This is a genomic window from Streptomyces sp. NPDC002787, from assembly GCF_053592095.1.
This window is the reverse complement of record NZ_JBSFVC010000001.1, coordinates 243,057-269,429: the sequence shown is the minus strand read 5'-3', so window position 1 is coordinate 269,429 and position 26,373 is coordinate 243,057. Positions and strand designations below refer to the sequence as shown.

The window sequence follows — 26,373 nt, the reverse complement described above, 5'->3', positions numbered from 1 at the left end:
CTGACGCTTCGTCGGCGCCACAGCGTAGCGTTCGCGATCTTCGGTCCGGCATCCGATTCCCCCATCGGGTGCGCGGGCAGGCAAGATGGGGGCGTGACCCTCATCGATCAGCTGCCGCGGACCGCCGACCCCGACGCCCTCTACGAAGCCTTCGAGGCGTGGGCCCTGGAGCGCGGTCTCACCCTCTATCCGCACCAGGAGGAGGCGCTCATCGAGGTGGTCTCCGGCGCGAACGTGATCGTGTCGACGCCCACGGGCTCCGGCAAGAGCATGATCGCGGCGGGTGCGCACTTCGCGGCCCTCGCCCGGGACGAGGTCACCTTCTACACGGCCCCGATCAAGGCGCTGGTGTCGGAGAAGTTCTTCGAGCTGTGCAAGATCTTCGGTACCGAGAACGTCGGCATGCTCACCGGCGACGCGTCCGTGAACGCCGACGCCCCCGTCATCTGCTGCACCGCCGAGGTGCTGGCGTCCATCGCGCTGCGCGACGGCAAGCACGCCGACGTCGGTCAGGTCGTGATGGACGAGTTCCACTTCTACGCGGAGGCCGATCGCGGCTGGGCCTGGCAGATCCCGATCCTGGAGCTGCCGCAGGCCCAGTTCATCCTGATGTCGGCGACACTCGGCGACGTCTCGATGTTCGAGAAGGACCTCACCCGGCGCACCGGTCGCCCGACCTCCGTGGTCCGCTCGGCGACCCGCCCGGTGCCCCTGTCCTACGAGTACGTACTGACCCCGCTGACGGAGACGCTCACCGAGTTGCTCGCCACGAAGCAGGCCCCCGTCTACATCGTGCACTTCACACAGGCGCAGGCCGTGGAGCGGGCGCAGGCGCTGATGAGCATCAACATGTGCACGCGGGAGGAGAAGGACCAGATCGCCGAGCTGATCGGCAACTTCCGCTTCACCACCAAGTTCGGCCGCAACCTCTCCCGGTACGTGCGGCACGGCATCGGTGTGCACCACGCCGGCATGCTGCCCAAGTACCGGCGTCTGGTGGAGAAGCTGGCCCAGGCCGGTCTGCTGAAGGTCATCTGCGGCACGGACACGCTCGGCGTCGGTGTCAACGTCCCCATTCGCACCGTGCTGTTCACCGCGCTCACGAAGTACGACGGCAACCGGGTGCGGACACTGCGCGCCCGTGAGTTCCACCAGATCGCCGGCCGCGCCGGGCGGGCCGGCTTCGACACGGCGGGCTTCGTGGTGGCGCAGGCGCCCGAGCACGTCATCGAGAACGAGAAGGCGCTCGCCAAGGCCGGCGACGACCCGAAGAAGCGCCGCAAGGTGGTCCGCAAGAAGGCCCCCGAGGGGTTCGTCGGCTGGACGGACAACACCTTCGAGAAGCTCATCGCCTCCGATCCGGAACCGCTCACCTCCCGCTTCCGGGTCACCCACACGATGCTGCTGTCGGTGATCGCCCGGCCGGGCAACGCCTTCGAGGCGATGCGTCATCTGCTGGAGGACAACCACGAGCCGCGCAAGCAGCAGCTGCGGCACATCCGCCGTGCGATCGCGATCTACCGTTCGCTGCTCGACGGCGGCATCGTCGAGAAACTCGACCAGCCGGACGCCGATGGCCGCATCGTCCGGCTGACGGTCGACCTCCAGCAGGACTTCGCGCTGAACCAGCCACTGTCCACGTTCGCGCTGGCCGCGTTCGAACTGCTGGACCCCGAGTCGCCGTCGTACGCCCTGGACATGGTGTCCGTCGTCGAGTCGACGCTGGACGATCCGCGCCAGATCCTCGCCGCCCAGCAGAACAAGGCGCGCGGTGAGGCCGTGGCCGCGATGAAGGCGGACGGGGTCGAGTACGAGGAGCGCATGGAGCGGCTCCAGGACGTCAGCTACCCCAAGCCGCTGGAGGAGCTGCTCTTCCACGCCTACAACACGTACCGCAAGAGCCACCCCTGGGTCGGTGACCATCCGCTGTCGCCGAAGTCCGTGATCCGGGACATGTACGAACGGGCCATGTCCTTCACCGAGTTGGTGTCCCACTACGAGCTGGCCCGCACCGAGGGCATCGTGCTGCGCTACCTCGCCGGCGCCTACAAGGCACTCGACCACACCGTCCCCGACGACCTGAAGTCGGACGACCTCGAGGACCTGATCGCCTGGCTCGGCGAGATGGTGCGCCAGGTCGACTCCAGCCTCCTCGACGAGTGGGAGCAGCTGGCCAACCCCGAGGAGATGACGGCCGAGGAGGCCCAGGAGAAGGCCGATCAGGTCAAACCGGTCACCTCCAACGCGCGCGCCTTCCGCGTCCTGGTCCGCAACGCCATGTTCCGGCGTGTCGAGCTGGCCGCCCTCGACCAGGTGGACGAGCTGGGCGAGATGGACGCCGAGTCCGGCTGGGACGCCGAGCGGTGGGGCGAGGCGATGGACAAGTACTGGGACGAGTACGAGGAGCTCGGCACCGGCCCCGACGCCCGCGGCCCCCGGTTGTTGATGATCGAGGAGGAGCCGCAGAACGGGTTGTGGCGCGTCCGTCAGACCTTCGCCGACCCGAACGGCGATCATGACTGGGGCATCAGCGCGGAGATCGACCTCGCGGCCTCCGACGCCGAGGGACGCGCCGTCGTCAAGGTCACCGACGTCGGCCAACTGTGAGCACAGGAGAGGCCAACACATGACGACCAACCCCGCCGAGCGGCTCGTCGACCTGCTCGACCTGGAGCAGATCGAGGTCAACATCTTCCGCGGTCGCAGCCCGCAGGAGTCCCTGCAGCGGGTCTTCGGCGGCCAGGTCGCCGGCCAGGCGCTGGTCGCGGCCGGGCGCACCACGGACGGTGACCGGCCGGTGCACTCGCTGCACGCGTACTTCCTGCGCCCGGGCCGTCCGGGGGTGCCGATCGTGTACCAGGTCGAGCGTGTCCGCGACGGGCGGTCGTTCACCACGCGCCGGGTCACCGCCGTGCAGCAGGGCCGCACGATCTTCAATCTGACCGCCTCCTTTCACAAGCCTGAAGAGGGGAGCTTCGAGCACCAGCTGCCGCCGGCCCGCGAGGTGCCGGACCCCGAGTCGCTGCCGACGGTGACGCAGGAGATCACCGAGCATCTGGGCGCGCTCCCCGAGCAGTTGGAGCGCATGGCCCGGCGTCAGCCCTTCGACATCCGGTATGTCGACCGGCTGCGCTGGACCCCCGAGGAGGTCGAGAACGCCGAGCCCCGCAGCGCGGTGTGGATGCGGGCCGTGGGTCCCCTCGGCGACGACCCGCTCGTGCACACCTGCGCGCTGACGTACGCCAGCGACATGACTCTCCTGGACGCCGTCCGGATCCCCGTCGAACCCCTCTGGGGGCCGCGTGGCTTCGACATGGCGTCGCTGGACCACGCCATGTGGTTCCACCGGCCGTTCCGCGCGGACGAGTGGTTCCTGTACGACCAGGAGTCCCCAATCGCGGTGGGTGGCCGTGGACTGGCCCGGGGCCGCATCTACGACCTGGAGGGACGGCTGCTCGTGTCGGTCGTCCAGGAGGGGCTGTTCCGGAAGCTCGGCACCTGACCGGGGCTGGGGCGAGCGACGTCGTGCTGTGCCCGTCCGGAACAGGTCAGGGGTTCCTCCGGCGGAGCCAGCCCAGGAGGCCGCGTCGCCCCTCGGGGGCTGTGGCCGTCGTCGGTCGGGGCTTCCCAGGAGGCCGCCTGCCTTTGGGCGAATGCGGCGCCGATCGAGCTGCCACGCCTCGGGGTGTCTCGTGCGGGACGACAGCGGTCGGTGCCGGCGCCTTTGGGCGGGGCCTCGGCGCGAGGCGGTGGGCGCGGGCCTCGATGAGGGACTGCCGCAGGTCCGTCCGCAGCCATGCGATCTCATCGGGGTCGTCCGCCGTCATGATCCGCGCGGTGATCTGAGCGGCGGGCGAGTCGGGGGGGCCGTCGTCGGCCCGTGCGGGCCGGTGGCGGTGCAAGTAAGCCCGCTCGTAGGGGTCCTGGACGATCTTCGCGACCTGGAGCGGATCGAGCAGGGAGGCCGGAGCCGCGGCGCGCCGCCAGGGTTCGTCGGCCTCCCGCAGCAGGAATCCGAGGTGACGGCCTCGCCAGTTACGGGGGCGCAGGTCCAGCCCCGCGTCCAACTGGTGCCTCAGCTCCTCCGGGATGCGCCCCGTCAGCCACTGGGCGTTCTTCTCGTCGGCGGCGAACTGCCGTAGTTCCTGCGCCAGATACAGCCACACCACGGCGCGGTAGCGGTTCAGATAGAACTTGACCGGCGTGATAATCCCCAGCCGTGCGAGACGCATGAACCGGGAGACCGGCACCTCCAGAATCTCGGCGGCCACGGTGGAACGCACGACCTCGACCCGTTCCCGCAGCGCCTCCGGGAAGCCGTTCTCAGCACGGAGCCGGTCGATCTCCGCCCGTGTGACCCTGCGGCCTCCGCCCCCGTCGTCGACTACTGTTTGCAGGAATCCCAGTTGTACGGCAACGTCGAGCTCGCTCCGTTTCAGGTTCAGTTCACGGGCGGCACGGCTGAGAGCGAGGGTGCCACCGGTCACCCCGGCCGGTACCGGAGCGGTGCTCGGTGTGGTGGGCGTGCCGGGATCGGTTGTCGTGGCGTGAGTGGCGGATCGTGTGATGGTGTTGCCGGACATGGCGGTTCTCCCCCCGTGCGGTGTCGTGCTCGCGCTGGTCTCGCGCTCGCCTCGGGAAAAACCGTAGCCCGATTGCCGAAAGTCGTGGCGGGCCTGTGGATAACTCTGCCCGAACTCGCGAAACAGCAGGTCAGCGATCCATCGCAGCCGAATGTTCGGGCTTTCGGGCGTCGACTCGGAGGTGTTCTCCGACGCGGTTCACCAGCAGGGTCATCTCGTAGGCGATCTGACCGATGTCCGCCTCGGCGGCGCTGAGCACGCACAGGCAGCTGCCCGGTCCGGCCGCGATGACGAAGAGCAGCGCGTCGTCGAACTCGATCATCGTCTGCCGTACGTCACCGGCTCCGAAGTGACGGCCCGAGCCCTTGGCCAGGCTGTGCAGCCCCGACGAGACCGCGGCGAGGTGTTCGGAGTCCTCGCGCCGCAGACCTGTGCTCGCCGCCGTGACCAGTCCGTCGTTGGACAGCACCAAGGCGTGCCGTATGGGTTCCACGCGTTCGGTCAGGTCGTCCAGCAGCCAACCGAGTCCCGCGTTCTCCACCATTGCCGTACTCCCCGTTTCGTCGTTCCCCCTGGCGAGGAGGATCCGACGATTCAGCCTTCCCCACCGCTGCCCTCGGAGCAAGCAGGATGGGGACATGGCAAGGAAGATGACCGACAAGGAATGGCGGGTTCGCGTCCCTCCCGGAACAAACGCCGGAAATACCCCCGTCAAGGGCAGGAATCCGGCCAAGGTCGGCCGTGTCGGGGCCGGTTCAGCTCACGGAGTCGAGCAACCGGGCGGTGTGCATCCGTCCGGCGTACTCGACGAGCCGTATCAGCACTTCCTTGCCGGAGTCTCGATCCCGGGCGTCGCAGAGGACCACCGGTGTGCCCTGGTCGAGATCGAGGGCGCGGGAGACGTCGTGGGCGCCGTACGCGCGGGCTCCCGAGAAGCAGTTGACGGCGACCACGAACGGGATGTGCCGGTGCTCGAAGTAGTCCACGGCCGGGAAGCAGTCCTGCAGTCGCCTCGTGTCGGCGAGGACGACGGCGCCTAACGCTCCCTGCGCCAACTCGTCCCACAGGAACCAGAACCGGTCCTGCCCGGGTGTACCGAACAGGTAGAGCGAGAGCCCGGACCTGATGGTGATGCGTCCGAAGTCCATGGCGACGGTGGTGGTGACCTTCTGGTCCACACCGTCGGTGTCGTCCACCGACTGGCCCACCTCGCTCAGGAGTTCCTCGGTACGCAGCGGCCTGATCTCACTGACCGCGCCCACCAGGGTTGTCTTGCCCACGCCGAATCCACCGGCGACAAGGATCTTCAATGCCAGGGCGCCCGTGTCGCCGTCTGTCGTATCGGAGTGCTCGGAGTGCTCGGAGACCATCGATCACTTCTCTCGGGAGTGTCGGCCGCGGTCGACATCGGTACGGCTGTGCGGAGTCAGCATCTTGGCAACCGCCCCTGTCGGGTGTGGTTGGACCGTTATTTCCTGACACCGATTGTTCGGTGTCTCTTCATTGCCGGTCGGATGCGCAAGTCGGTACGGGAAGGACCCAGATGGGCATTCATTTACAGGGCCCTCAGTCCCTCGATCACCTCACGCAGGATCCGTTCGTCGGGGAGTTGTGCGGGCGGGACCGGGCGGCTGACGGTGACGCGGCCCAGCTCCAGGAGGTCGCCGAGGAGCACCCGTACCACGCCGACGGGCAGATCGGCGCCCGCGGCGAGTTCGGCGACCGACTGGGTCTCGGTCCGACACAGCTCGACGAGGGTGCGGTGCTCCGGGCCGAGCGAGGTGTCGTCGTCGACGCCGGGTGCGCCGGTGTCGAGCGAGACCAGCGCGATCAGGTCGAAGCGGACCCCGCTCGGGCCGGACTTGGTGCGGCCGCCCGTCATGGCGTAGGGGCGGACGAGCGGCCCGGCCTCAATGTCGTACCACTGGCTGCCCGGTGGCTCGTGCGATGCGCCTGTGCTGCCCTCGGTCATGAACACGGCCCGTCCCTGGCTCATCGGGCCGCGGGCGGGCGCGCACCGGCGCGCGTCGGTGTGTGGAGGTGCTCGCCGACGCGTTTCACCAGCCGTGCCATCTCGTACGCCACCAGCCCGATGTCGGCGGAGACCGAGGTGAGAAGGGCGAGGCAGGAGCCGTCTCCGGCGGCTGCCACGAAGAGGAAGCCGTCGTCCATCTCCACCATCGTCTGGCGTACGCCGCCGGCGCCGAAGTGACGGCCCGCGCCCTTGGCGAGGCTGTGGAAGCCGGAGGCGACGGCGGCGAGGTGCTCGGCGTCCTCGCGCTTGAGGTCGCTGGAGGCGCCGACCGCGAGTCCGTCGTTGGACAGCACCACGGCGTGCCGTACCTCGTGGACGCGCAGGACCAAGTCGTCCAGCAGCCAGTCGAGTTCACCGGACCGCTCGGTGGCCCTGGCGCTCGGGTCCTGGATCATGCGGGGTCTCCTTCGCTGCTGTCGCTGCCCGCCACGGGGCCGTGGGTGGCGCCTCGGCCGGGTGCCCTGCCGCCGCCTCGCGCCCAGCCGTCGCGGTAGGCCGTCATGCGGTCTCGTACGAGCTCCGGGGTGCGCTCGTCGTCCGTCCGAACCTGTGCCGTGGGCGCGGGTTGGCCGGTGCGCTGTTCTCGCAGCTGGGGCGCGAGGTGCGTCTGGCGTACGCGGCGCGGCAGTTCGTCGGTGCGTTCCGGTTCCGGTGGGGGGCGGTGCGGCCGCAGGGCGGTGACGCCGGGCGGCGGTTCGGACGGGCCGTCCGCCGTGGCTTCCCTGGAGGAGGCGACGGGGGCCATCAGCGCACGCCGGTCGGGGGACTGTTCGACGGGTTCCTGGTGCGGGGTCGCGGACACGCGCGCGTACTCGCGTTCCTCGGGTGTCGGACGTGCTTCGGCGGTGGTGCTGGGGGAACGTTCCGTCATGCCGCTGTGCAGCAGGGTGGTGGGGAGGAGGATCACCGCGGTGGTACCTCCGTAGGGGGAGGTCCGCAGGTGGACCTTGATGCCGTGGCGGGCGGAGAGCCGACTCACCACGAACAGCCCGAGCCGGTCGCTGTCGAACAGGTCGAGGGCCTCGGACTGTTCGATGCGGCGGTTGGCCTCGGCGAGGGTCTCCTTGCCCATGCCCAGCCCTCGGTCCTCGACCTCCACGGCGTAGCCGTTGCCGACCGGTTCCCCGGTGATCCGTACGCGCGTGTGGGGCGGGGAGAACTGGGCGGCGTTCTCGACGAGTTCCGCCAGGAGGTGGGTGAGGTCGGCGACCGCGGCTCCGGCGATCTTCGCCTCGGGGAGTTGTCGTACCTCCACGCGCGCGTAGTCCTCGATCTCGGAGACGGCCGCGCGGACCACGTCGGTCAGGGAGACGGGCATGCGCCAGGCCCGGCCGGGGGCGGCACCGGAGAGGATGATCAGGCTCTCCGCGTGGCGTCGCATACGGGTGGTGAGGTGGTCGAGCCGGAAGAGATCGCTGAGTTCGTCGGGGTCCTCGGACCGGCGTTCCATCCCGTCGAGCAGGCTCAGTTGGCGGTGGACGAGAACCTGGCTCCGGCGGGCGAGGTTGACGAACACCCCGGAGATGCCGCTGGCCAGTTCGGCGCGCTCGACCGCCGCCCGGAGGGCCGCCCGGTGCACGGTGCCGAGCGCCTCGGCGACCTGGCCGGTCTCGTCCTCCGCCGGTGGCCCCTGCGGAGCCTCGGAGTTCACGTCGATCTCCTCTCCGGCGCGCAGCCTCCGCATGGCGTGGGGCAGCTTGCGGCGGGCGATCTCCAGGGCACCGTTGCGCAGGCTCACCAGCTCGACGACGAGGCCGCGTCCGATGCGTACGGAGATGACGAGGGAGGCGGCGACGGCGGCGAGCCCGAGAAGGACCGCGGCCCCGGCCGGGGTGAGCAGGGCGCGGGTGAACGGGTCGGCCCGGTCGGCGACTCCCCGTCCGGCGTCGGCCTCGATGCCGCGCATGTCGTCCCGCACGCGCGCGTGGGCGGACTGCCAGGCGGCTTCGGGAGCGGCGCGGAGCGCCTGGGCGCCGGGGTGGCGGGCCAGTACCGCGTCCTCGAGGGCCCGTACGTTGGCGTAAGCGCTTCCGTCCGCGAGCTCGTGCCAGGCTGCGCGTTCGGGGCCGCGCAGATCGGCGCCGGCGGTTTCGGTCAGGGTGCGGCGGGTGTCGACGGCGCCGGTGAACAGGCGCAGTCGCTCACGGTCGAAAGTGCCGGCCAGCCGGGCGCCCGCCAGGAGCGCGTCCTCCTGGGCCAGGGCCTCTGCCGCGCGGGAGAACTCGAGCAGCACGCGCGCGTCCGAGCCGAGATCGGTGTCCTGGACGCCGGTGAGCGCGCCGCCCATACCGAAGGCCGTCGCGATGGTCGTGGTGTACCGCTCGTACGTCTCGGCCCAGCCGGTACGGCGGTCGAGCACCGAGGTCCGCAGGGCGGGCAGCCGCTCGGCTCCGGTGACGAAACCGGCGAGGCGTTCGGCGACCCCGGCGGGCAGGTCGGTGCCGTCGGCGATCGTGTGCCAGTCGCCCAGGCGCAGTGCGGCGACGGCCCGGTCGGTGCGCTGCGACACCCTCTTGAGCGTGCGCTCCTGCTCCGAGGAGGGCCGGGTGGCGTACCGTACGGCGGCCACGCGCTCGGTCTGGAGGGCGGCGACGGCGGCGGCGACCGGGGCGCGTAGGGAGGCGTCGACGCGCTGCAGCTGCCGGAAGCGGGCCACGTCCTGGGCGGTCGTGACGGTGGCGTACGCCCACAGGGCGAGCAGGGAGACCACGGGCACCATCAGGAGGCAGACGATCTTGGCCCGGACGGTGCGGGGGCGTATGTGCCATCGTCCCGCGCCCGGGCGCGGGCCCGTCGGGGCGCCACCGGCCTCGTCGGGGTCGAAGCCCTCGTCGGCCGGGGGCCCGGCGTGGGCGCGGCGGCCGCGCATCGCGGGCTGGGGCGGCGCCTCGGCGCCGGCTGTCGGGGTGCTGCGGGGTGTACGCATGGCCTCCTCGATCGGGGTGGTTCGGGTCGTCCTCGACGGCCGCCGGGCGCGGCTAGTGGGCGGCCTTCTCGACCGGCCGCTGGGCCGACGCGGATGCCTCGCGCTCCCCGGCCGTCGGCGACAGCGCGACGAACGCCGAGGTGAGGAAGAGGTAGGACCCGAGGCCGACGGCGAGGGGGAAGATGAACTGCATCGCCGTGGCCCCGGGCAGGACCGCACCGGACGGGGTGACATCCACGCGCACCGCCCACATCGCGGTGTAGTGCATGCTGCTCACCGCGCCACCCATGACCAGGGAGGCGACGGTGACCGCGATGGGTGACTCGATGTTGAGTGCCGCCCAGAGCGCTGCGGTCGCCGCGACCACGGCGATCACCACGGAGAGCGCGACGCGTGCCGGGTCGTAGGTCACGTCGCCGTGCAGCCGTACGGCCGCCATGCCGAGGTAGTGCATGCTCGCGACGCCCAGGCCGGTGGTGAGCCCGCCCAGGAAGAGCGCCCTGGTGCGGTCCCGGCTGTAGGCGACCGCGAAGACGCCGACGCAGACCACGATCATGGCGACGAGGAGACTCAGGATCGTCAGTGGCACGTCGTAGCGGATCTCGGTGCCGCTGACGCCGAAGCCGAGCATCGCCACGAAGTGCATGGTCCAGATGCCGGTGCCGATCGCCGACGCCGCGGTGACGAGCCAGTTGCGGCGGGAGCTGCCGGTGGCGCCGAGCGCGCGGACCGTGCACCGCAGTCCGAGGGCGGCGCCGATGGAGGCCATGACGTACGACAGCGCGGGGGTCAGCCAGCCGAAGGTGGCGTGGTCCAGGTGTCCCATGGCTCCGGGACGCTAGTGGGGGCACGGGAGCACGAAGGGGGCGCATTTCGAAAGGTGGTGGAATGTGGCGCATATATGCGCTGGAACGATCGCCTCCCGCCCGAACATGCGCGTCGCCTCCTCCGCCGTTCCGGTGAGGGATCATGCGGGGCATGAGCGACGACCACACACACGTCCAGGAGTTCTTCACGGCACGGGCCGCCGGCTGGGACACCCGGTTCCCCGACGACGAGCCGGCGCATGCCGCCGCTGTCGCCGAGCTCGGCCTGCGCGACGGCGACCGGGTGCTCGACGCGGGGTGCGGCACGGGGCGGGCACTGACGCCGTTGCGCGCCGCCGTGGGGCCCTCCGGTGTGGTGCTCGGTGCCGATCTGACGCCCGCCATGCTGGAGGCCGCCGTACGAGCCGGACGGGACCATGACGGGCAGTTGCTGCTCGCCGACGTGGTTCGGCTGCCGGTGCGTGCGGAGTCACTGGACGCGGTGTTCGCCGCGGGCCTCGTCGCCCATCTCCCGAGCCCCACCGAGAACCTGCGGGAGCTGGCGAGGGTGGTCCGGCCGGGCGGCACGCTGGCGCTCTTCCACCCGATCGGCCGGGCGGCGCTCGCGGCGCGCCAGGGCCGGCAGCTCACCCCCGAGGACCTGCGCGCGGAGGCGAACCTCGGTCCCCTGCTGGCCCGTGCCGGCTGGCACATGACGTCGTATGTCGACGAGGAGACCCGTTTCCTCGCGCTCGCCACACGCGTCGGCTGAGCGCTGCGCCCGCCGGGGAGAGATGGGCCTGTGATGCGGCGGAGTTCTGAAGCGGCGGGTGGGCTTGTGAACCTGCCCTCCCCTGGAGCGCTTCACCACGCCACGCCTCTTCTGTGGCCGCAGCTCCGTCTCTACGTTGAGTAGGAACAGGCGAACGAGCTGCGATACCGACTCGGGGGGTAGGTAATCCATATGTTCGGAAGTCTTCGTAAGTCCTTCGGCAGATTCCTCGACTCGTTGCGCGCGGAGACGACCGCGCAGGAGTCGAAACGCACCCACAACCTGTTCGAGGCGGCCGCCGTCTACATCTCGGCGTGCGCCGAGGACGACCAGGACCAGATCGACGAGGCCGTGACCTGGGTGTCGCCCGAGGCACTGTCGTTCGGGGTGAGCGAGCTGGCGTGCCGGGCGGTCATCGCGCTCGCGCGGGAGCGGGACGAGTCTCCGCAGACGGTGGCACGGTCACTTCTGGGGCTGCCCGCCGCCTGAACGAGTGAGGGACGCCGGTCGATTCGCCCCTGTCCACCCGGATACCTGCAGCTGGCCCCCGATACCTGCAGCTCCGCATGGGGTTCACGCTCGTGACAAGGGCCCGCCGGGCGCATTAGGGTGCGCCGACGGACGAGCGAGAGCGATGGGAGGCCGGCATGGCCGGGACGGACGACGACGCCGTCACCGCCGGGGACGACGACGCGCTTTACGTGCTGACGGCGGTACTGCTCACGCCCGCGAACTTCCCCAGTGTGCTGGGCGACGACTATCCAGAGGCCTGTGCAGCCCTCGACCTCGCGCCACTCGCCGACGGATACGGAATCGTCCTGGGCCAGGACGGCGAGGGCGCCCGGTGGACGGTGGCGGTCGACGACGTGTCACTGGTCGCCGTGGCGATCGCCTCCTGGGACTGCGGCATGGAGTACGACCTCTCGCCGGACGAGGACTCGGTCGTGGCCGCGCTGCCCGGCTGGCCGCTCGCGGTCGCCGTGGCGGCCCCGGGGGTACCCGCTCCGCACGACCCCGACCCGGAGGTCTCGGACCGGCCCCCGCTCAGCCCACCGGACACCAGCACCTGGGGTCCCGCCCAGCGGCGTCTGGGCGCCGACGAGATCGCTTTGCAGTGGTCCATGTGGCGGGAGCAGATCGACGACGCCTCGTTCGCCGGGCAGGACGGCGCGAGCCGGACGGCGGCCGGTGACGCGACGGAGACCGGGAACGCGGCGGACGCCGGGCAGGACGAGGGCGCGCCCCGCACGGGCATCCGCCGTGTGCTCGCGGAGGCACGCGCGTACGTGGAGTCCCCGCCGCCCCTCGGGCGCGTCCGCTCCTCGTTCGCGCCGGGCGACGCCCGGACCCTGCGTGCTGACGGTCCCGGCTGGTCGATGGTGGCCAGGACCGACGACATCGCCTTCGTCCTTCTCGACGAGGAGCCCGGCGAAGTGCTGCCGGTGGGCCGGGGGCCGGAACTGCCCGGCCTGCTGGAGTCCCTCGACAAGATCGCGGTACGCCCGAACTGAGGCCGTGACTCACCGGCCCGCGCACGCGGGCCGGTGGCACTTCAGCGGCCGATCTCCTTTCGGCCGGCCCGGCGCAACCTGCGCCGCTGCGAGGGGTCCAGCGCGAGGTACGCGGCCGTGGGGATCCCCAGGACTATCAGGAGATTGGCCCAGAAGGGGAAGGGCAACAGGATCAGCAGGACGATCCCGATTGCCGCACCCCCCGCGACGATCTTCGTGCTCTTCGACATCTCCGTCGCCTCCTTCGCGGCCACTGCCGCTCTCTGTCCTGAAAACGGGATCGGACTCCCCGCAGTTCCGGACCACGACCCTGACGCATCCCTGAGTCGAACCCCCGTACAACCCTGAGATGCCCCCACCAACCAGCAGGAAAAGTGACTCACATCACTCCATTGCCCGCATTTCATAGGTTTCAAGTGATGTAACCTCGGCGATCCTGGCTGCGGTAGTCAAATTTGAGGAGTATCGCCATCCCTGCGCCGACGAACCCCGTGGCAACCCTCCCCCAAGTCTCCGAGCTGATCCGCTGCCGTGCCTCTTTCGTGGCCGTGGATCCCGCGCGCACCGGCCGAGTCGCCTTCTGGCGACCGGACGGCTCGGTACCACCCCTGCTCGCACACGGCTCCGCCGAGGAACTGACGGTCGCCCTGCCCGGCGACGAAGGCGTCGAGCCGGTGACGGTCCCCGCCGTGTCGCTCCCGGTTCGCGACGCACTCGGTGTGCTCACGCGCGCGCGGGCCGCCACGGACGCCCACCGGTCGACGGCCTTCTGGGGCGCGGCCGCCCTGCTCGCACTTCAACTCGCCGCGCGGGGGCTGCTGTTGCCCGGCGTGACGGCCGGCGGTCATGACGCGTGGCGTGCGGGTCCGCTGCGGGCCGAGGATCTGGACCGGGTCCGCGAACTGGCCGCCGCGATGCCGCCCGAGGCACATGCGGTGCCCGTGGACCGCAGCCTGTCCGTGGACCGCAGCCTGTCCATGGACCCCCGCGTGTCCGTGGACCTCAGCGTCCCCGTTGACCGAAGTGTGCCCGTGGCTCCCAGCGCACCGTTGCGACTGCCGGATCCGGAGCGACTGCTGCGTGACTTCCTCGACGCGGTCATGGACTCGCTCCCACGCTCCGCCGCCGCGGGCGTCGCTGCGGGCGGCCCGGCCTTCGCCGTGCGGGAACCGCGGTACGTACCCGAGCAGCGCGCCTGGGCCGCCGATGTCGCCGCCGGCCACGACGCGGGGGTCCGCGTCTCGCTGCGCGTCGAGGTCCCGGGGCTCACGGCGGTCCGGGACGACGAGGCGGCCGGGGCGAAGCTGCCGTTCCGCGCCGTCCCGCAGGTGCACAGCGTGAGCGACCCGGCGCTCGTCGCGGATGCCTCCGCCGTGTGGGCCGGCACCGAGGGCTTCGGCCCGCGCGCGCGGATGGACGCCCTGCTCGCGCTGCGCCGTGCCGCCCGCGCCTGGGCCCCGCTCACGCCCCTGCTCGCGGCCGCCGTGCCGGACGTCGTGGAGCTCGCCGACGAGGAGGTCACCGAACTGCTCGGCGAAGGCGCGCGGCTGCTGGCGGCGGCCGGCGTCGACATCCACTGGCCCAAGGAGCTGGCCCGCAAGCTGACCGCCCGCGCCGTCATCGGCCCACCGGATGACGATCAGGGCCCTGACAAAGCAGCGTCGGACACCCCATCCTTCCTGTCCGCCGACGCGCTGCTCGCCTTCGACTGGTGGTTCGCACTGGGGGACCAGCGGCTCACCCGGCAGGAGCTGGACCTGCTCGCGGAGGCGAACCGCCCCATGGTGCGCCTTCGCGACCAGTGGGTCCTGGTCGACCCGGAGGAGATCCGTCGCGCGCGTGCGCAGCAGGATCACAAGGTCTCGCCCGTCGACGCGCTCGGTGCCGCGCTGACGGGCTCCACGGAGGTCGACGGCCGGATGGTCGACGTACGGCCGACGGGGTGGCTGGCGACGCTGCGGGAGCGGCTGTCGGACCCGGAGGGGCAGGAGCCGGTCGGGCAGCCGACCGGGCTCGCCGCGACACTTCGCGACTACCAGCTGCGGGGCCTGAGCTGGCTGGCCCGGATGACGTCCCTGGGCCTCGGCGGCTGTCTGGCCGACGACATGGGCCTCGGCAAGACGATCACCCTGATCGCCCTCCATCTGCACCGCCAGTCCGATGCCTCCTCGGCGGGCCCCACCCTCGTGGTCTGTCCGGCCTCGCTGATGGGCAACTGGCAGCGGGAGATCGAGAAGTTCGCGCCCGGAGTGCCGGTGCGGCGCTTCCACGGGGTTCGGCGCAGCCTGGACGGACTCGCCGACGGGGAGTTCGTGCTCACCACGTACAGCACGATGCGGCTCGATGCGGCTCGGCTCGCCGAGGTGCCCTGGGGCCTGGTCGTGGCGGACGAGGCGCAGCACGTGAAGAATCCGTACTCCGACACGGCGAGGGAACTGCGCACGATCGGCTCACGCGCGCGTGTGGCGCTCACCGGCACCCCGGTGGAGAACAACCTGTCCGAGCTGTGGGCGATCCTCGACTGGACCACTCCGGGCCTCCTCGGCAGGCTCGGCGCCTTCCGCACCCGGTACGCGCAACCCGTCGAGGGCAGCCGGGACCCCGCCGCGGCGGAGCGGCTCTCCTGTCTCGTGCGACCGTTCCTGCTGCGCCGCCGCAAGTCGGATCCGGGCATCGCCCCGGAGCTGCCGCCGAAGACCGAGACCGACCGTGCCGTCTCCCTCACCAGGGAACAGGTGGGCCTGTACGAGGCGTTGGTCCGCGAGACCATGGCGGAGATCGCCGCCGCCGACGGCATGGAGCGGCGCGGACTTGTCGTGAAGCTGCTGACCGGGCTCAAGCAGATCTGCAACCACCCCGCCCAGTTCCTCAAGGAGGAGCGGCCCCGGATCCCGGGCAGATCGGGGAAGTTGGAGCTCCTGGACGAACTGCTGGACACCATCCTCTCCGAGGGGGCGAGCGTGCTGGTGTTCACGCAGTACGTGCGAATGGCGCGGCTGTTGGAACGCCACCTCGCGGCGCGCGGTGTGCCCACGCGGTTTCTGCACGGCGGGACGCCGGTTCCCCAGCGCGAGGGGATGGTCGAACGCTTCCAGGAGGGGGAGGTGCCCGTCTTCCTGCTGTCGCTGAAGGCGGCCGGCACGGGTCTGAACCTGACCCGGGCCGAGCATGTCGTGCACTATGACCGCTGGTGGAATCCGGCCGTCGAGGCGCAGGCCACGGACCGGGCGTACCGCATCGGCCAGACCCGGCCGGTGCAGGTGCACCGGTTGATCACGGAGGGGACGATCGAGGACCGCATCGCGGACATGCTGCTGCGCAAACGGGAGCTGGCCGACGCGGTGCTCGGCGCCGGGGACGCGGCGCTCACCGAACTGTCCGACGCGGAACTGGCCGATCTGGTGGAACTTCGAGGGGGCGCGCGATGACGGAACGCGGCGGACATGGGCACGGCGGAGATGACGAGGAGCGCACGTTCGCGGCGCTGGCTCCTGTGCACGGACAGGGTTTCGCTCGGACGTGGTGGGGCCGGGCCTGGCTGAAGGCCCTGGAGGACGCGGCATTGGACGGGGCACAGGTCAAGGCGGGGCGCAGGCTCGCGCGCGCGGGCGCCGTGGGCGCGGTGTCGGTGCGCCCCGGGCGCGTCACGGCCGTCGTCCAGGACCGCGACGGCACCGCCCATCGTGCCGACGTGCTGCTTCAGGAGCTGTCCGAGGAGCACTGGGACCGCTTTCTGGGCATGGCGGTCGAGCGGGCCGGGCACATCGCCGCCCTGCTCGACCGCGAGATGCCACCGCATCTGGTCGAGGACGCCGCGGCTACGGGCGTCGAACTGCTGCCCGGGCTCGGTGATCTGGAGGCGGAGTGCGACTGCGGCGCCTGGGACCACTGCGGGCACACCGCGGCCCTCTGCTACCAGGTGGCTCGGCTGCTGGACCAGGACCCGTTCGTCCTGCTGCTGATGCGGGGCCGCGCCGAGCGGGCGCTCCTGGACGAGCTCCAGGTGCGCAGCGTCGCTCCCGTGGCGGCGGAGCCGGAGGCACCGCAATGCCTCCAGGAGGGCGTGGACGCCGCCGAGGCGTATGCGGCCGGGGACATCCTGCCGCCGCTCCCCGAGCCGCCCCAGCCGCCCGTGGAACCCGGTCTGCCGCCCTCCCTGGACACCGAGGTCCCGCCCGCACCCGGCGTGGACCCGACCGCGCTCGAGTTCCTGGCGGCGCGGACTGCCCGGGAAGCGCACCGGATGCTCGCCGAGGCTCTCCTGCCCGGACACGAGCAGCGGCCGCTGGACGAGGAGCTGACGCTCCATCAGGACGCGGTGCGGCTGGCCGCCGGTGATCCGGAGCCACGCATCGGGGCACGGCTCGCCGATGGCTCCGGGCGTGGCCCGGAAGGGCTGGCGCTCGCCGTCCGTGCCTGGCGGTACGGCGGGGTGGCCGCTCTCGCCGTACTGGACGAGGAATGGCACGTACAGGCGGAGGCACTCGCACGCGCGCGTGCCGCCCTGGAGACGGCCTGGGACGAGGACGAGCGGCCTACGCTGCGCTCCGCGCACAACCGGTGGACCGTGGCCGGGGGCTCGGCCCAGCTGCGCCTGGGACGGGACGGCCGCTGGTGGCCCTACCGCAAGGATCGGGGCCGCTGGGCGCCCGCGGGCCCGGCGGCGCACGATCCGGCGACGGCGCTTGCTTCGGTCGGCACGGAGGGCGAGGCCTGAGGCTGGTCGCGGAGTGGCTTCGGATGCCGTACGCGCGCGTGGACCGTATGTGCCTCACGCGCACGTACGGCATCGGTAGTGTGACGGCCCTACGGCCCTACGGCCCTACCTCGCTTCGTCGTCGGCCGGGGCCGGGAAGAACGAGTCGAAGTCGCTGGGAAACTCGCTCGGCAGTTCACTCGGGAAGTCGCTCGGGAAGTCACTCGGAAGACCCGAGGGCAGCGACGGGAGGTCGCTGGGCAGGCCGGACGGAAGGCTCAGGGACGGGGTCGGCGCACGGCTCGTACTGCCGGTCTCGCCCGGCGGCTTCTTGTCCGGCGATCCGTCGTCCCCGGTGGTCGTCAGCACCACCGTGGTGACGGCGACCACCGCGATGAGCACGGCCAGCACGATGAGCAGGGCCTTGCGACGCCCTCCGGGAGGCGGCCCGCCGGGCGGATCGGGTGGTTGCCAGCCCCCGCCCTGACTCGGGGGCTGCCAACCACCACCTCCCCCCGTCGGATCGCCCGGCGGAGGGCCGTAGCCCCCTGTTGGCGGCCCGAATCCCGCGCCGTGGGACGGCGGGGGATCATCCGGCGGCTGGGACGGTGACGACGGCATGCCCATACCGACCAGAGTCGCCTTGAACCGGGCAAGGTGCGACCCCTGTACGGAAGTTGATACGGACTCATGCCATGGATCGGATGATTCCGGAGAATTTCGTGCAGGGATCGGCCTGGGGATGCACAGGAGGCGGCCGGGACGGAGGCCGACCGGAGCCCGCGGAGGCCCTTCCCGCTTCGGCGGAAGGGGCCTCCCACGCGCGCGTGATCACACGCGCGCGTGATCAGCCGCGAGCACCCAGCAGGTGGTCCATCGCCAGCTGGTCGAGCTGCTCGAAGGCCATGCCCCGAGCGGCGGCCGCCTCGGCGTCGAACTCCTCGAAGGCCGTACGGTCCGCGAGCAGGGCCTGCAGGCCGTCGGCGGCCGTGGGCTGGGCCAGCTGGTCCAGGCGCGCGGCGCGCAGGGCCTCCTGGACCGCCGGGTCCGCCCGGAACGCGGTCGCGCGCTCCTTGAGGATGAGGTAGTTGCGCATGCAGCCCGCGGCCGACGCCCACACGCCGTCGAAGTCCTCGGTGCGCGGCGGCTTGAAGTCGAAGTGCTTCGGGCCCGCGTAACCGGCGCTCTCCAGCAGGTCGACCAGCCAGAAGGCGGAGCGCAGGTCACCCGCGCCGAAGCGGAGGTCCTGGTCGTACTTGATGCCGGACTGGCCGTTGAGGTCGATGTGGAAGAGCTTGCCCGCCCACAGAGCCTGGGCGATGCCGTGCGGGAAGTTCAGCCCGGCCATCTGCTCGTGGCCGACCTCGGGGTTGACGCCGTACAGCTCCGGGCGCTCCAGGCGCTCGATGAAGGCCAGGGCGTGGCCGACCGTGGGGAGCAGGATGTCGCCGCGCGGCTCGTTCGGCTTGGGCTCGATCGCGAACTTCAGGTCGTAGCCCTGGGAGGTCACGTACTCGCCGAGGAGGTCGAAGGCCTCCTTCATCCGGTCGAGCGCGTCCCGGACGTCCTTGGCAGCGCCGGACTCGGCACCCTCACGGCCGCCCCAGGCGACGTAGATCTTGGCGCCCAGCTCGACCGCCAGGTCGATGTTGCGGATCGTCTTGCGCAGCGCGTACCGGCGCACGTCGCGATCGTTGGCGGTGAACGCGCCGTCCTTGAAGACCGGGTGCGTGAAGAGGTTGGTGGTGGCCATCGGCACGGTCATGCCGGTCGTGTCCAGGGCCGCGCGGAAGCGCTTGATGTGCTCCTCGCGCTCACTGTCCGAGGACCCGAAGGGGATCAGGTCGTCGTCGTGGAAGGTCACCCCGTAGGCACCGAGCTCCGCCAGACGCTGCACCGACTCGACCGGGTCGAGGGCGCGCCGGGTGGCGTCGCCGAACGGGTCCCTCCCCTGCCAGCCGACGGTCCACAGGCCGAAGGTGAACCTGTCGTCGGGGGTGGGCTGGTAGTTCATGCCGCGGCTCCTTGCGCTCCGACTATTTCGTCATGGCGATTTACAAATTAGTATGCGGACGCGTCTCTGGGAAGAGCAAGATGTCGCCCGAAAGAGGCGTCAGCCGCGTCAGCGGCAGTCACGAGCCGCGTGAGAGGGAGAGCCGATGTCAGCAGCCGAGGGTCCGCTCGTCGTCGGTGTGGACTCGTCCACACAGTCCACCAAGGCCCTGGTCGTCGACGCGTCGACCGGACGAGTGGTGGCGAGCGGGCAGGCGCCGCACACCGTCTCCTCGGGGGCGGGCCGGGAGAGCGATCCCCGGCAGTGGTGGGACGCGCTGTGCGAGGCGCTGCACCAGTGCGGTGAGGCGGCACGCGAGGCCGCGGCCGTGTCGATCGGCGGCCAGCAGCACGGCCTCGTCGCCCTCGACACCCGAGGCGAACCGGTCCGTCCCGCGCTGCTGTGGAACGACGTGCGCTCGGCGCCGCAGGTCGCCCGGCTGGTGGAGGAGCTGGGCGGCGCGAAGGCCTGGGCCGAGCGCGCCGGCAGCGTGCCGGGACCGTCCTTCACGGTCACGAAGTGGGCCTGGCTGGCCGAGAACGAGCCCGAGTCGATCCGCGCGACCGCCGCCGTACGCCTGCCGCACGATTACCTCACCGAGCGCCTCACCGGCCAGGGCACCACCGACCGCGGCGACGCCTCCGGTACGGGGTGGTGGGCCTCCGCGACCGAGGCGTACGACGAGGAGGTCCTCGCCCATGTGGGCCTGGACCCGGCGCTGCTGCCGCGCGTGGTCCGGCCGGGTGAGGTCGCCGGGACCGTGCGGGACGTCCACGGCCTGCCGTTCGCCAAGGGCACCCTGGTCGCTCCGGGTACCGGTGACAACGCGGCCGCCGCGCTGGGGCTCGGGCTGCGCCCCGGCACCCCGGTGCTGAGCCTCGGCACCTCCGGCACGGTGTACGCCGTCTCCACGCGCCGCCCCGCCGACCCGACGGGGACGGTGGCGGGCTTCGCCGACGCGCGCGGGGACTGGCTTCCGCTCGCCTGCACGCTGAACTGCACCCAGGCCGTGGACCGGATCGCCGCGCTGCTGGGCCTGGACCGCGAGGCCGTGGAGCCGGGCACGAGCGTCACCCTGCTCCCCTACCTGGACGGCGAACGCACCCCGGCCCTGCCACACGCCTCGGGCCTGCTGCACGGGCTGCGCCACGACACGACCGGCGGGCAGTTGCTCCAGGCCGCGTACGACGGCGCCGTCCACGCGCTGCTCGGCGCCCTCGACCTGGTGCTCGACGCCGACGCGGACACCTCCGCGCCGCTGCTGCTCATCGGTGGCGGCGCGCGGGGCACGGCATGGCAGCAGACCGTACGCAGGCTGTCGGGGCGTGCCGTGCAGGTACCCGAGGCCAAGGAACTGGTCGCGCTGGGCGCCGCCGCGCAGGCCGCCGGGCTGCTCACCGGCGAGGACCCCGCCGCGGTCGCCCGCCGCTGGGACACCACCCGCGGGCCGGTCCTGGAGGCTGTGGAACGGGACGAGGAGACCCTGGCCAGGATCTCGGGGGTCCTCGCCGACGCGGCCCCGCTGCTGGAGCGCGAGGGCGGCCACTGACCGCCGCAAGGGGGTGTCCGACGCGCGAAATTCCGCGTCCGGCATGATCTACGGGACACCCACCAGGACACGCCGACAGGAGCCGAGGGAGGCATGAGCGCACCACTGCACGAGGCCCACCCGAGCGGCTCCGGCCGCCGTCTGCCCGACAATCAGCAGGGCATGCGGCGCCGCAACCTCTCCCGGGTCCTGCACACCGTCAACGCGGAGGGACCACTGTCCCGCGCCGCCGTCGCCTCACGCATCGGTCTGACCCGGGCCGCGGTGTCGACGCTGGTGGACGAGCTGATCCGCTCGGGGCTCCTGGAGGAGCTGGGCCCCGAACGGCCCGGCCGGGTCGGCAGGCCCGGATCGGCGCTCGCACTCAGCGGAAGCGGTCCCGCCGGGATCGGCGCGGAGATCGGGGTCGACCACCTCGCGGTCTGTGCCGTGGACCTGCGCGGTGAGGTACGGGTGCGGGCGGTACGCCACGGCACCAACCGCGGCCGGTCGCCCGAGCCGGTCATCGGCGAGCTGACCGAGCTCGTCCGGCAGGTCGTCGCCGAAGCGAGGAGCGAGGGGCTGTGGCCGGCGGGTCTCGCGGTCGCCGTGCCCGGGCTGGTGTCGGGTGACGCCCGGACCGTGGTCCGCGCCCCCAACCTCGACTGGCACGACACGGACCTCGGCGCCCTGCTGCCCGGTGATCTGCCGTTGACCGTGGACAACGAGGCGAATTTCGGCGGCCTCGCCGAACTCTGGCTCGGCGAGGGCACACCGCGGGACTTCCTGCACGTCTCCGCGGAGATCGGCATCGGTGGGGCGGTCGTCGTGGACGGCCGTCTGCTCCGCGGAACACGCGGCTTCGCGGGCGAGTTGGGCCATGTGCCCGTACGGCCCGAGGGGCCGGACTGCGCCTGCGGCGGACGTGGCTGTCTGGAGCAGTACGCCGGTGAGGAGGCCGTGCTGCGGGCGGCCGGGCTGGAACCGGGAGAGCACCGCGTCGACTTCCTCGCCGAGCGGGCCGCCGCCGGTGACAAGGACGTGCACCGAGCGTTGCGCGGGGCCGGCACCGCGCTCGGTGTCGCGTTGACCGGTGCGGTCAATCTGCTGGATCCGGAGACGGTGGTGCTGGGCGGCGCCCTCGCCGCCCTCGCGCCCTGGCTGCTTCCCTCGCTGGAGCGGGAGTTGGCACGGCGGACGGCCGGACCTGCGTGTGCCGTGACCGTGTCGCGGCTGGGCTCCGACGGGCCGCTGCTCGGCGCGGCACATTCGGTGGTATGGGGTGTGCTGGACGATCCGGCGACGGTCGGAGGGCGACCGTAGCTCGGTCGCGGCGCGGCCGTGGCCCGTGGCGGCTCGGCGGTAGCCCGTCGCGGCGCGGTCGTGGCCTGTGGCGGCTCGGCGGTAGCCCGGCGTGGCGCGGCCGCAGCTCGTCGCGGCGCGGTCAGCACCCCGCACCATGGTCAGGCTTGCGCCGTCAATTCCCCCTGCCGGGTGACGGAGTTATCCACACCCCGCCGCTTTTCCACCGTTCTCCACATGCCCGGGCGGCCCGATCGGCGATCGACGTACCGTGATTCACGTGAGGCGCAGCCATTCGACCTGCGGATGCGTCTTCGAGCACAAGGTCCGAGAGGATTCCCCTTCCCCGGAAAGGCAGACCCAGATGGAGCGATCCAGGCCGTTGCCGAGCAGGCGACGGCTGTTGCAGGGCACCGCCCTCGCCGCGATCCCCTACGCCCTGCTCCCGAGCCCCCGGGCCGGCGCGCGGTCTCCGGTCGTCGACCACAAGCCCGCCCGATGGGAGCCGGCCAGCCCGGCCAACTACACGGCGGCCGACCATCCGACCGCCCGACTCGTCGACCTGGTGATCATCCATGTGACGCAGACGACGTACAAGAACACCCTGCCCGTCTTCTGGAATCCGGCGAAGCAGGTCTCCGCACACTATGTCCTCCGGTCGACCGACGGCCGGGTCACCCAGTGTGTGCGTGAGCGCGACATCGCCTGGCACGCCGGCAACTGGGACTACAACGCGCGGAGCATAGGCATCGAGCACGAGGGCTGGGTGGACCGGCCCGAGTACTTCACCGGCGCCATGTACGAGCAGTCCGCGGCACTCACCGCGGCGATCTGCGGCAGGTACGGCATACCGAAGGACCGCGCCCACATCATCGGCCACCACGAAGTCCCGGGCACCGACCACACCGATCCGGGGCCGCACTGGGACTGGGCTCGCTACATACGTCTCGTCAACGCCGTCTGAGGCGACGCGAGCCGGGAAGCGGGGGCGCGCGGCTTGTCGGGGCGTGCGTCCGGCGTGACGATGGTTCCCGCTGTGCACGCCTTTCCGGGAGGCCGAGTTGACCGATCCTTGGGTGGCTCTGGAACCGGGAGCCGACCCCGTCGAACGAGTGCGGGTGCTGCGCCGCGCCCATGAGGCGTTCACCCAGCAGGGAACGGTGGCGCGACCGGTGCGTTCCGTGGTGGCCGACTCGTGGCGGCGTTCGGCCCGGGCGGGTGTCGGACCGGAGGGCACCGCGCGGGTGGAGCTGACGGACGGTGACCTGGGTTCCTACCGCGCGGAACATCCGCTGGCGCGGGTGATGCCGCTGGTCCGCGAGTTGCTGGGCACGTTCGCGGCGGACGGCGAGCATCTGCTGGCGGTGTGCGACGCACAGGGCAGACTGCTGTGGGTGGAAGGGGACTCGGCGACGAGACGGCGGGCGGACCGGATGAACTTCGTGCCGGGGGCGCGCTGGGCGGAGTCCGCGGTCGGTACGAACGCTCCGGGCACGGCGGTCGCCCTGGACCGGCCCGTGCAGGTGTTCGCGGCCGAGCACTTCATACGGCGGGTGCAGCCGTGGACGTGCGCGGCGGCGCCCGTGCACGACCCGCGCACCGGGCGAGTGCTCGGGGCGATAGACATCACCGGCGGCGACGGCCTGGCGCATCCGCACAGCCTGGGCTTCGTCCAGGCCGTGGCCCGGGCGGCGGAGTCCCAACTCGCCCTGCTCACCCCTCCCCCAGCCTCACCCGACGCCCTCGAACTGGCCGCTCTGGGCCGTGACGAGGCCCAACTCCTCGTCGGCGGACGGAAGATCAGGCTCAGCCGTCGGCACAGCGAGATCCTGGTGCTGCTCGCCCGGCACCCGGAAGGGCTGTCCGGGGACGAGTTGCTGTGCGCGCTGTACGAGGACGAGTCGGTGACACCGGTGACGCTGCGGGCCGAACTGGCCCGGCTGCGCCGGCTGCTCGGGCCGGGGTTGTTGGGTTCGCGTCCGTACCGGCTCACGGTTGCGGTGGAGTCCGATGTGGCGGTGGTGGAACGGAGGCTGGAGACGGGCGCGATCACTGCGGCCGTGGCGTCGTACGGGGGTCCGCTGCTGCCCGGTTCGCAGGCCCCGGCGGTCGTACGGCTGCGGCACAGGCTGGCCGAGGGGCTGCGTGCGGCCCTGATCGGCCGCCGCGACCCCGACCTCCTGGCGGAGTGGGCGCACGCGCCGTGGGGTGAGGACGACCTGGACGTTTGGCGGGCCCTCGCGGTGGTGCGACCGACGCCGGCGGTACGGGCGCGGCTGCGCGAACTGGAGTCGGAACTGACGGCACCACCGGGGTGGCGGCTTCGGTGCCCCTGAGCAGTGCCCGGGCGCCGAGCCCCGTCTCATCGAGGAGCTGCTCGCGTAAGGGGGGCGCCGCAACGTCGTTGCAACTTTCGGATTTCTAGCCTCCTCGCGAGAGCTGCCCAAGGGCGGGTGGCACTTCCCGGGAGGCAGGTATCCATGACCCGTTTCGCAGCACCCGGTACGGACGGCGCGGTCGTCTCCTACGAGGCGCGCTACGACCACTTCATCGGGGGTGAGTACGTGCCGCCGGCGCGGGGGCAGTACTTCGAGAACCCGAGCCCGGTGAACGGGCTGCCGTTCACGGAGATCGCGCGGGGCACGAGTGAGGACGTGGAGCGGGCGTTGGACGCGGCGCACGCGGCCGCGCCCGGGTGGGGGCGTACGTCCGTGACCGAGCGGTCGGACGTCCTGCGGAAGATCGCCGACCGGATGGAGGCGAACCTGGAGAAGCTGGCGGTCGCGGAGAGCTGGGAGAACGGCAAGCCGGTGCGCGAGACGCTGGCCGCCGACATCCCGCTCGCCATCGACCACTTCCGGTACTTCGCAGGGGCGATCCGGGCGCAGGAGGGTTCGCTGGCGGAGCTCGACGACGACACGGTGGCGTACCACTTCCACGAGCCTCTGGGTGTGGTCGCCCAGATCATCCCGTGGAACTTCCCGATCCTCATGGCGACATGGAAACTGGCGCCCGCGCTGGCGGCGGGCAACGCGGTGGTACTCAAGCCGGCCGAGCAGACCCCGGCGTCGATCCATGTCTGGCTGAGCCTGGTGGCGGATCTGCTGCCGCCGGGTGTGGTGAACATCGTCAACGGGTTCGGGGTGGAGGCGGGCAAGCCGCTGGCGTCGAGCCCGCGGGTGGCGAAGGTGGCGTTCACGGGCGAGACGACGACCGGGCGTCTGATCATGCAGTACGCCTCGGAGAACATCACGCCGGTGACCCTCGAACTCGGCGGGAAGTCGCCGAACATCTTCTTCGACGACGTGTGGTCGGCGAACGACGACTTCCGTGACAAGGCCCTCGAAGGCTTCACCATGTTCGCGCTCAACCAGGGCGAGGTGTGCACCTGCCCGTCGCGGGCGCTCGTGCAGCGCGGCCACTACGCCGAGTTCATGGAGGCGGCCGTCGCCCGCACCCAGCAGATCAAGACCGGGCACCCGCTGGACACCGACACCATGATCGGCGCCCAGGCCTCCAACGACCAGTTGGAGAAGATCCTCTCCTACCTGGACATCGGCCGGCAGGAGGGGGCGAAGGTCCTCACCGGGGGCGAACGCATCGAGCACGACGGCGAGTTGAAGGGCGGATACTACGTCCAACCGACGATCTTCGAGGGCGACAACCGCATGCGGATCTTCCAGGAGGAGATCTTCGGGCCGGTCGTCTCCGTCACCGCGTTCAACGACTTCGACGACGCGATCAAGATCGCCAACGACACGCTGTACGGCCTCGGGGCGGGTGTCTGGACGCGGGACGCCAACACCGCCTACCGCGCGGGCCGTTCCATCCAGGCGGGCCGCGTCTGGACGAACTGCTACCACGCGTACCCCGCGCACGCGGCGTTCGGCGGCTACAAGGGCTCGGGCATCGGCCGCGAGACCCACAAGATGATGCTGGACCACTACCAGCAGACGAAGAACATTCTTTGTAGCTACTCGCCCAAGAAACTTGGGTTCTTCTAGGGCGCCTGAAGTGGGCGCCCAGCTGGGCCTTTGCCCTCTAGGCGCCTCCATCGCCAACGCGTCACACCACTCCCGGGCTGGCCTTTTTATCCCGATACGCCTATGCCTGAGGCGGATCTTCCGGACCAGTCACGGACCAAGGAGCGGACTCGCTTGG

General features: G+C 71.4%; 22 protein-coding genes. 12 read left to right on the top strand and 10 right to left on the bottom strand.

Annotated features, from left to right (window positions below):
• Window positions 1-93 precede the first annotated feature (93 nt).
• Both ACWD26_RS01080 and ACWD26_RS01075 read left to right on the top strand, forming a co-directional pair.
• Window positions 94-2,607 carry a DEAD/DEAH box helicase gene (locus ACWD26_RS01080; protein WP_451264854.1) on the top strand — a complete coding sequence of 838 codons (2,514 nt, stop codon included), beginning with the start codon at window positions 94-96 and terminating at the stop codon, window positions 2,605-2,607.
• Between the two features lie 19 nt (window positions 2,608-2,626).
• A complete protein-coding gene (locus tag ACWD26_RS01075) occupies window positions 2,627-3,502 on the top strand; it encodes an acyl-CoA thioesterase (protein ID WP_451264852.1) in 876 nt (291 codons plus the stop codon).
• Between the two features lie 46 nt (window positions 3,503-3,548).
• Here ACWD26_RS01075 and ACWD26_RS01070 read toward each other — a convergent pair whose 3' ends face one another.
• From ACWD26_RS01070 to ACWD26_RS01040, 7 genes are all read right to left on the bottom strand, one after another.
• Window positions 3,549-4,583, bottom strand: a complete 1,035-nt coding sequence (locus tag ACWD26_RS01070) for a DUF6397 family protein (protein ID WP_451264850.1) — start codon at window positions 4,581-4,583, stop codon at window positions 3,549-3,551.
• 130 nt (window positions 4,584-4,713) lie between these two features.
• On the bottom strand, window positions 4,714-5,127 hold the full coding sequence (locus ACWD26_RS01065) for a roadblock/LC7 domain-containing protein (RefSeq protein ID WP_451264848.1): 414 nt from the start codon (window positions 5,125-5,127) through the stop codon (window positions 4,714-4,716).
• A 211-nt stretch (window positions 5,128-5,338) separates the two neighbouring features.
• Window positions 5,339-5,953 (bottom strand): GTP-binding protein, encoded by a 615-nt coding sequence (locus ACWD26_RS01060; RefSeq protein ID WP_451264846.1) that lies wholly within the window; start codon window positions 5,951-5,953, stop codon window positions 5,339-5,341.
• Window positions 5,954-6,138: 185 nt separating this feature from the next.
• Window positions 6,139-6,555, bottom strand: coding sequence for a DUF742 domain-containing protein (locus ACWD26_RS01055; protein ID WP_451264844.1), 417 nt, complete (start codon window positions 6,553-6,555; stop codon window positions 6,139-6,141).
• A 20-nt stretch (window positions 6,556-6,575) separates the two neighbouring features.
• Window positions 6,576-7,013, bottom strand: coding sequence for a roadblock/LC7 domain-containing protein (locus tag ACWD26_RS01050; RefSeq protein ID WP_451264842.1), 438 nt, complete (start codon window positions 7,011-7,013; stop codon window positions 6,576-6,578).
• The gene (locus ACWD26_RS01045; protein WP_451264840.1) at window positions 7,010-9,544 is read right to left on the bottom strand and encodes a sensor histidine kinase; all 2,535 of its coding nucleotides are present in this window, start codon (window positions 9,542-9,544) and stop codon (window positions 7,010-7,012) included. The genes ACWD26_RS01050 and ACWD26_RS01045 overlap by 4 nt, the downstream gene beginning before the upstream one ends.
• Before the next feature lie 52 nt (window positions 9,545-9,596).
• Window positions 9,597-10,370, bottom strand: coding sequence for an MHYT domain-containing protein (locus ACWD26_RS01040; RefSeq protein ID WP_451264838.1), 774 nt, complete (start codon window positions 10,368-10,370; stop codon window positions 9,597-9,599).
• 143 nt (window positions 10,371-10,513) lie between these two features.
• On the opposite strand from ACWD26_RS01040, the gene ACWD26_RS01035 reads away from it, so the two are divergent.
• From ACWD26_RS01035 to ACWD26_RS01025, 3 genes are all read left to right on the top strand, one after another.
• On the top strand, window positions 10,514-11,122 hold the full coding sequence (locus ACWD26_RS01035; RefSeq protein ID WP_451264836.1) for a class I SAM-dependent methyltransferase: 609 nt from the start codon (window positions 10,514-10,516) through the stop codon (window positions 11,120-11,122).
• 192 nt (window positions 11,123-11,314) lie between these two features.
• Window positions 11,315-11,611, top strand: coding sequence for a hypothetical protein (locus ACWD26_RS01030; protein ID WP_451264834.1), 297 nt, complete (start codon window positions 11,315-11,317; stop codon window positions 11,609-11,611).
• A gap of 158 nt (window positions 11,612-11,769) precedes the next feature.
• Entirely contained in the window at window positions 11,770-12,633 is an 864-nt protein-coding gene (locus ACWD26_RS01025; protein ID WP_451264832.1) for a hypothetical protein, read from the top strand.
• Between the two features lie 41 nt (window positions 12,634-12,674).
• On the opposite strand, the gene ACWD26_RS01020 is transcribed toward ACWD26_RS01025, so the two are convergent.
• Window positions 12,675-12,887 carry a hypothetical protein gene (locus tag ACWD26_RS01020; protein WP_200304952.1) on the bottom strand — a complete coding sequence of 71 codons (213 nt, stop codon included), beginning with the start codon at window positions 12,885-12,887 and terminating at the stop codon, window positions 12,675-12,677.
• Between the two features lie 237 nt (window positions 12,888-13,124).
• On the opposite strand from ACWD26_RS01020, the gene ACWD26_RS01015 reads away from it, so the two are divergent.
• Together ACWD26_RS01015 and ACWD26_RS01010 are read left to right on the top strand one after the other, a co-directional pair.
• Window positions 13,125-16,061, top strand: coding sequence for a DEAD/DEAH box helicase (locus tag ACWD26_RS01015; RefSeq protein WP_451264830.1), 2,937 nt, complete (start codon window positions 13,125-13,127; stop codon window positions 16,059-16,061).
• The gene (locus ACWD26_RS01010; RefSeq protein ID WP_451264828.1) at window positions 16,058-17,350 is read left to right on the top strand and encodes an SWIM zinc finger family protein; all 1,293 of its coding nucleotides are present in this window, start codon (window positions 16,058-16,060) and stop codon (window positions 17,348-17,350) included. The genes ACWD26_RS01015 and ACWD26_RS01010 overlap by 4 nt, the downstream gene beginning before the upstream one ends.
• Window positions 17,351-17,455: 105 nt before the next feature.
• Here the strand turns inward: ACWD26_RS01010 and ACWD26_RS01005 are convergent, their stop codons facing one another.
• Window positions 17,456-17,731 carry a hypothetical protein gene (locus ACWD26_RS01005; protein WP_451264826.1) on the bottom strand — a complete coding sequence of 92 codons (276 nt, stop codon included), beginning with the start codon at window positions 17,729-17,731 and terminating at the stop codon, window positions 17,456-17,458.
• Between the two features lie 445 nt (window positions 17,732-18,176).
• Window positions 18,177-19,343: a xylose isomerase gene (gene xylA, locus ACWD26_RS01000; RefSeq protein ID WP_257562583.1), complete on the bottom strand. Its 1,167-nt coding sequence runs from the start codon at window positions 19,341-19,343 to the stop codon at window positions 18,177-18,179.
• A gap of 145 nt (window positions 19,344-19,488) precedes the next feature.
• On the opposite strand from xylA, the gene xylB reads away from it, so the two are divergent.
• The 5 genes from xylB (at window position 19,489) to adh (ending at window position 26,216) form a co-directional block, all read left to right on the top strand.
• Window positions 19,489-20,931 (top strand): xylulokinase, encoded by a 1,443-nt coding sequence (gene xylB, locus ACWD26_RS00995; protein ID WP_451264823.1) that lies wholly within the window; start codon window positions 19,489-19,491, stop codon window positions 20,929-20,931.
• A gap of 93 nt (window positions 20,932-21,024) precedes the next feature.
• Window positions 21,025-22,233, top strand: coding sequence for an ROK family protein (locus ACWD26_RS00990; protein WP_451264821.1), 1,209 nt, complete (start codon window positions 21,025-21,027; stop codon window positions 22,231-22,233).
• Between the two features lie 343 nt (window positions 22,234-22,576).
• On the top strand, window positions 22,577-23,176 hold the full coding sequence (locus ACWD26_RS00985) for an N-acetylmuramoyl-L-alanine amidase (RefSeq protein WP_451264819.1): 600 nt from the start codon (window positions 22,577-22,579) through the stop codon (window positions 23,174-23,176).
• 97 nt (window positions 23,177-23,273) lie between these two features.
• Window positions 23,274-24,548, top strand: a complete 1,275-nt coding sequence (locus ACWD26_RS00980; protein WP_451264817.1) for a GAF domain-containing protein — start codon at window positions 23,274-23,276, stop codon at window positions 24,546-24,548.
• Window positions 24,549-24,692: 144 nt separating this feature from the next.
• Window positions 24,693-26,216 carry an aldehyde dehydrogenase gene (gene adh, locus ACWD26_RS00975; RefSeq protein ID WP_451264815.1) on the top strand — a complete coding sequence of 508 codons (1,524 nt, stop codon included), beginning with the start codon at window positions 24,693-24,695 and terminating at the stop codon, window positions 26,214-26,216.
• Window positions 26,217-26,373: the final 157 nt, after the last annotated feature.

Bases quoted from the DNA above. Each gene is read 5' to 3' on its own strand.
- ACWD26_RS01030 (WP_451264834.1), top strand. From the start codon at position 11,315: ATGTTCGGAAGTCTTCGTAAGTCCTTCGGCAGATTCCTCGACTCGTTG.
- adh (WP_451264815.1), top strand. From the start codon at position 24,693: ATGACCCGTTTCGCAGCACCCGGTACGGACGGCGCGGTCGTCTCCTAC.
- ACWD26_RS00985 (WP_451264819.1), top strand. From the start codon at position 22,577: ATGGAGCGATCCAGGCCGTTGCCGAGCAGGCGACGGCTGTTGCAGGGC.
- ACWD26_RS01025 (WP_451264832.1), top strand. From the start codon at position 11,770: ATGGCCGGGACGGACGACGACGCCGTCACCGCCGGGGACGACGACGCG.
- ACWD26_RS01045 (WP_451264840.1), bottom strand. From the start codon at position 9,544: ATGCGTACACCCCGCAGCACCCCGACAGCCGGCGCCGAGGCGCCGCCC.
- ACWD26_RS01055 (WP_451264844.1), bottom strand. From the start codon at position 6,555: ATGACCGAGGGCAGCACAGGCGCATCGCACGAGCCACCGGGCAGCCAG.
- ACWD26_RS01050 (WP_451264842.1), bottom strand. From the start codon at position 7,013: ATGATCCAGGACCCGAGCGCCAGGGCCACCGAGCGGTCCGGTGAACTC.
- ACWD26_RS01075 (WP_451264852.1), top strand. From the start codon at position 2,627: ATGACGACCAACCCCGCCGAGCGGCTCGTCGACCTGCTCGACCTGGAG.
- ACWD26_RS01010 (WP_451264828.1), top strand. From the start codon at position 16,058: ATGACGGAACGCGGCGGACATGGGCACGGCGGAGATGACGAGGAGCGC.
- ACWD26_RS01065 (WP_451264848.1), bottom strand. From the start codon at position 5,127: ATGGTGGAGAACGCGGGACTCGGTTGGCTGCTGGACGACCTGACCGAA.
- ACWD26_RS01060 (WP_451264846.1), bottom strand. From the start codon at position 5,953: ATGGTCTCCGAGCACTCCGAGCACTCCGATACGACAGACGGCGACACG.
- xylB (WP_451264823.1), top strand. From the start codon at position 19,489: ATGTCAGCAGCCGAGGGTCCGCTCGTCGTCGGTGTGGACTCGTCCACA.
- ACWD26_RS01035 (WP_451264836.1), top strand. From the start codon at position 10,514: ATGCGGGGCATGAGCGACGACCACACACACGTCCAGGAGTTCTTCACG.
- ACWD26_RS00990 (WP_451264821.1), top strand. From the start codon at position 21,025: ATGAGCGCACCACTGCACGAGGCCCACCCGAGCGGCTCCGGCCGCCGT.
- xylA (WP_257562583.1), bottom strand. From the start codon at position 19,343: ATGAACTACCAGCCCACCCCCGACGACAGGTTCACCTTCGGCCTGTGG.
- ACWD26_RS01070 (WP_451264850.1), bottom strand. From the start codon at position 4,583: ATGTCCGGCAACACCATCACACGATCCGCCACTCACGCCACGACAACC.
- ACWD26_RS01040 (WP_451264838.1), bottom strand. From the start codon at position 10,370: ATGGGACACCTGGACCACGCCACCTTCGGCTGGCTGACCCCCGCGCTG.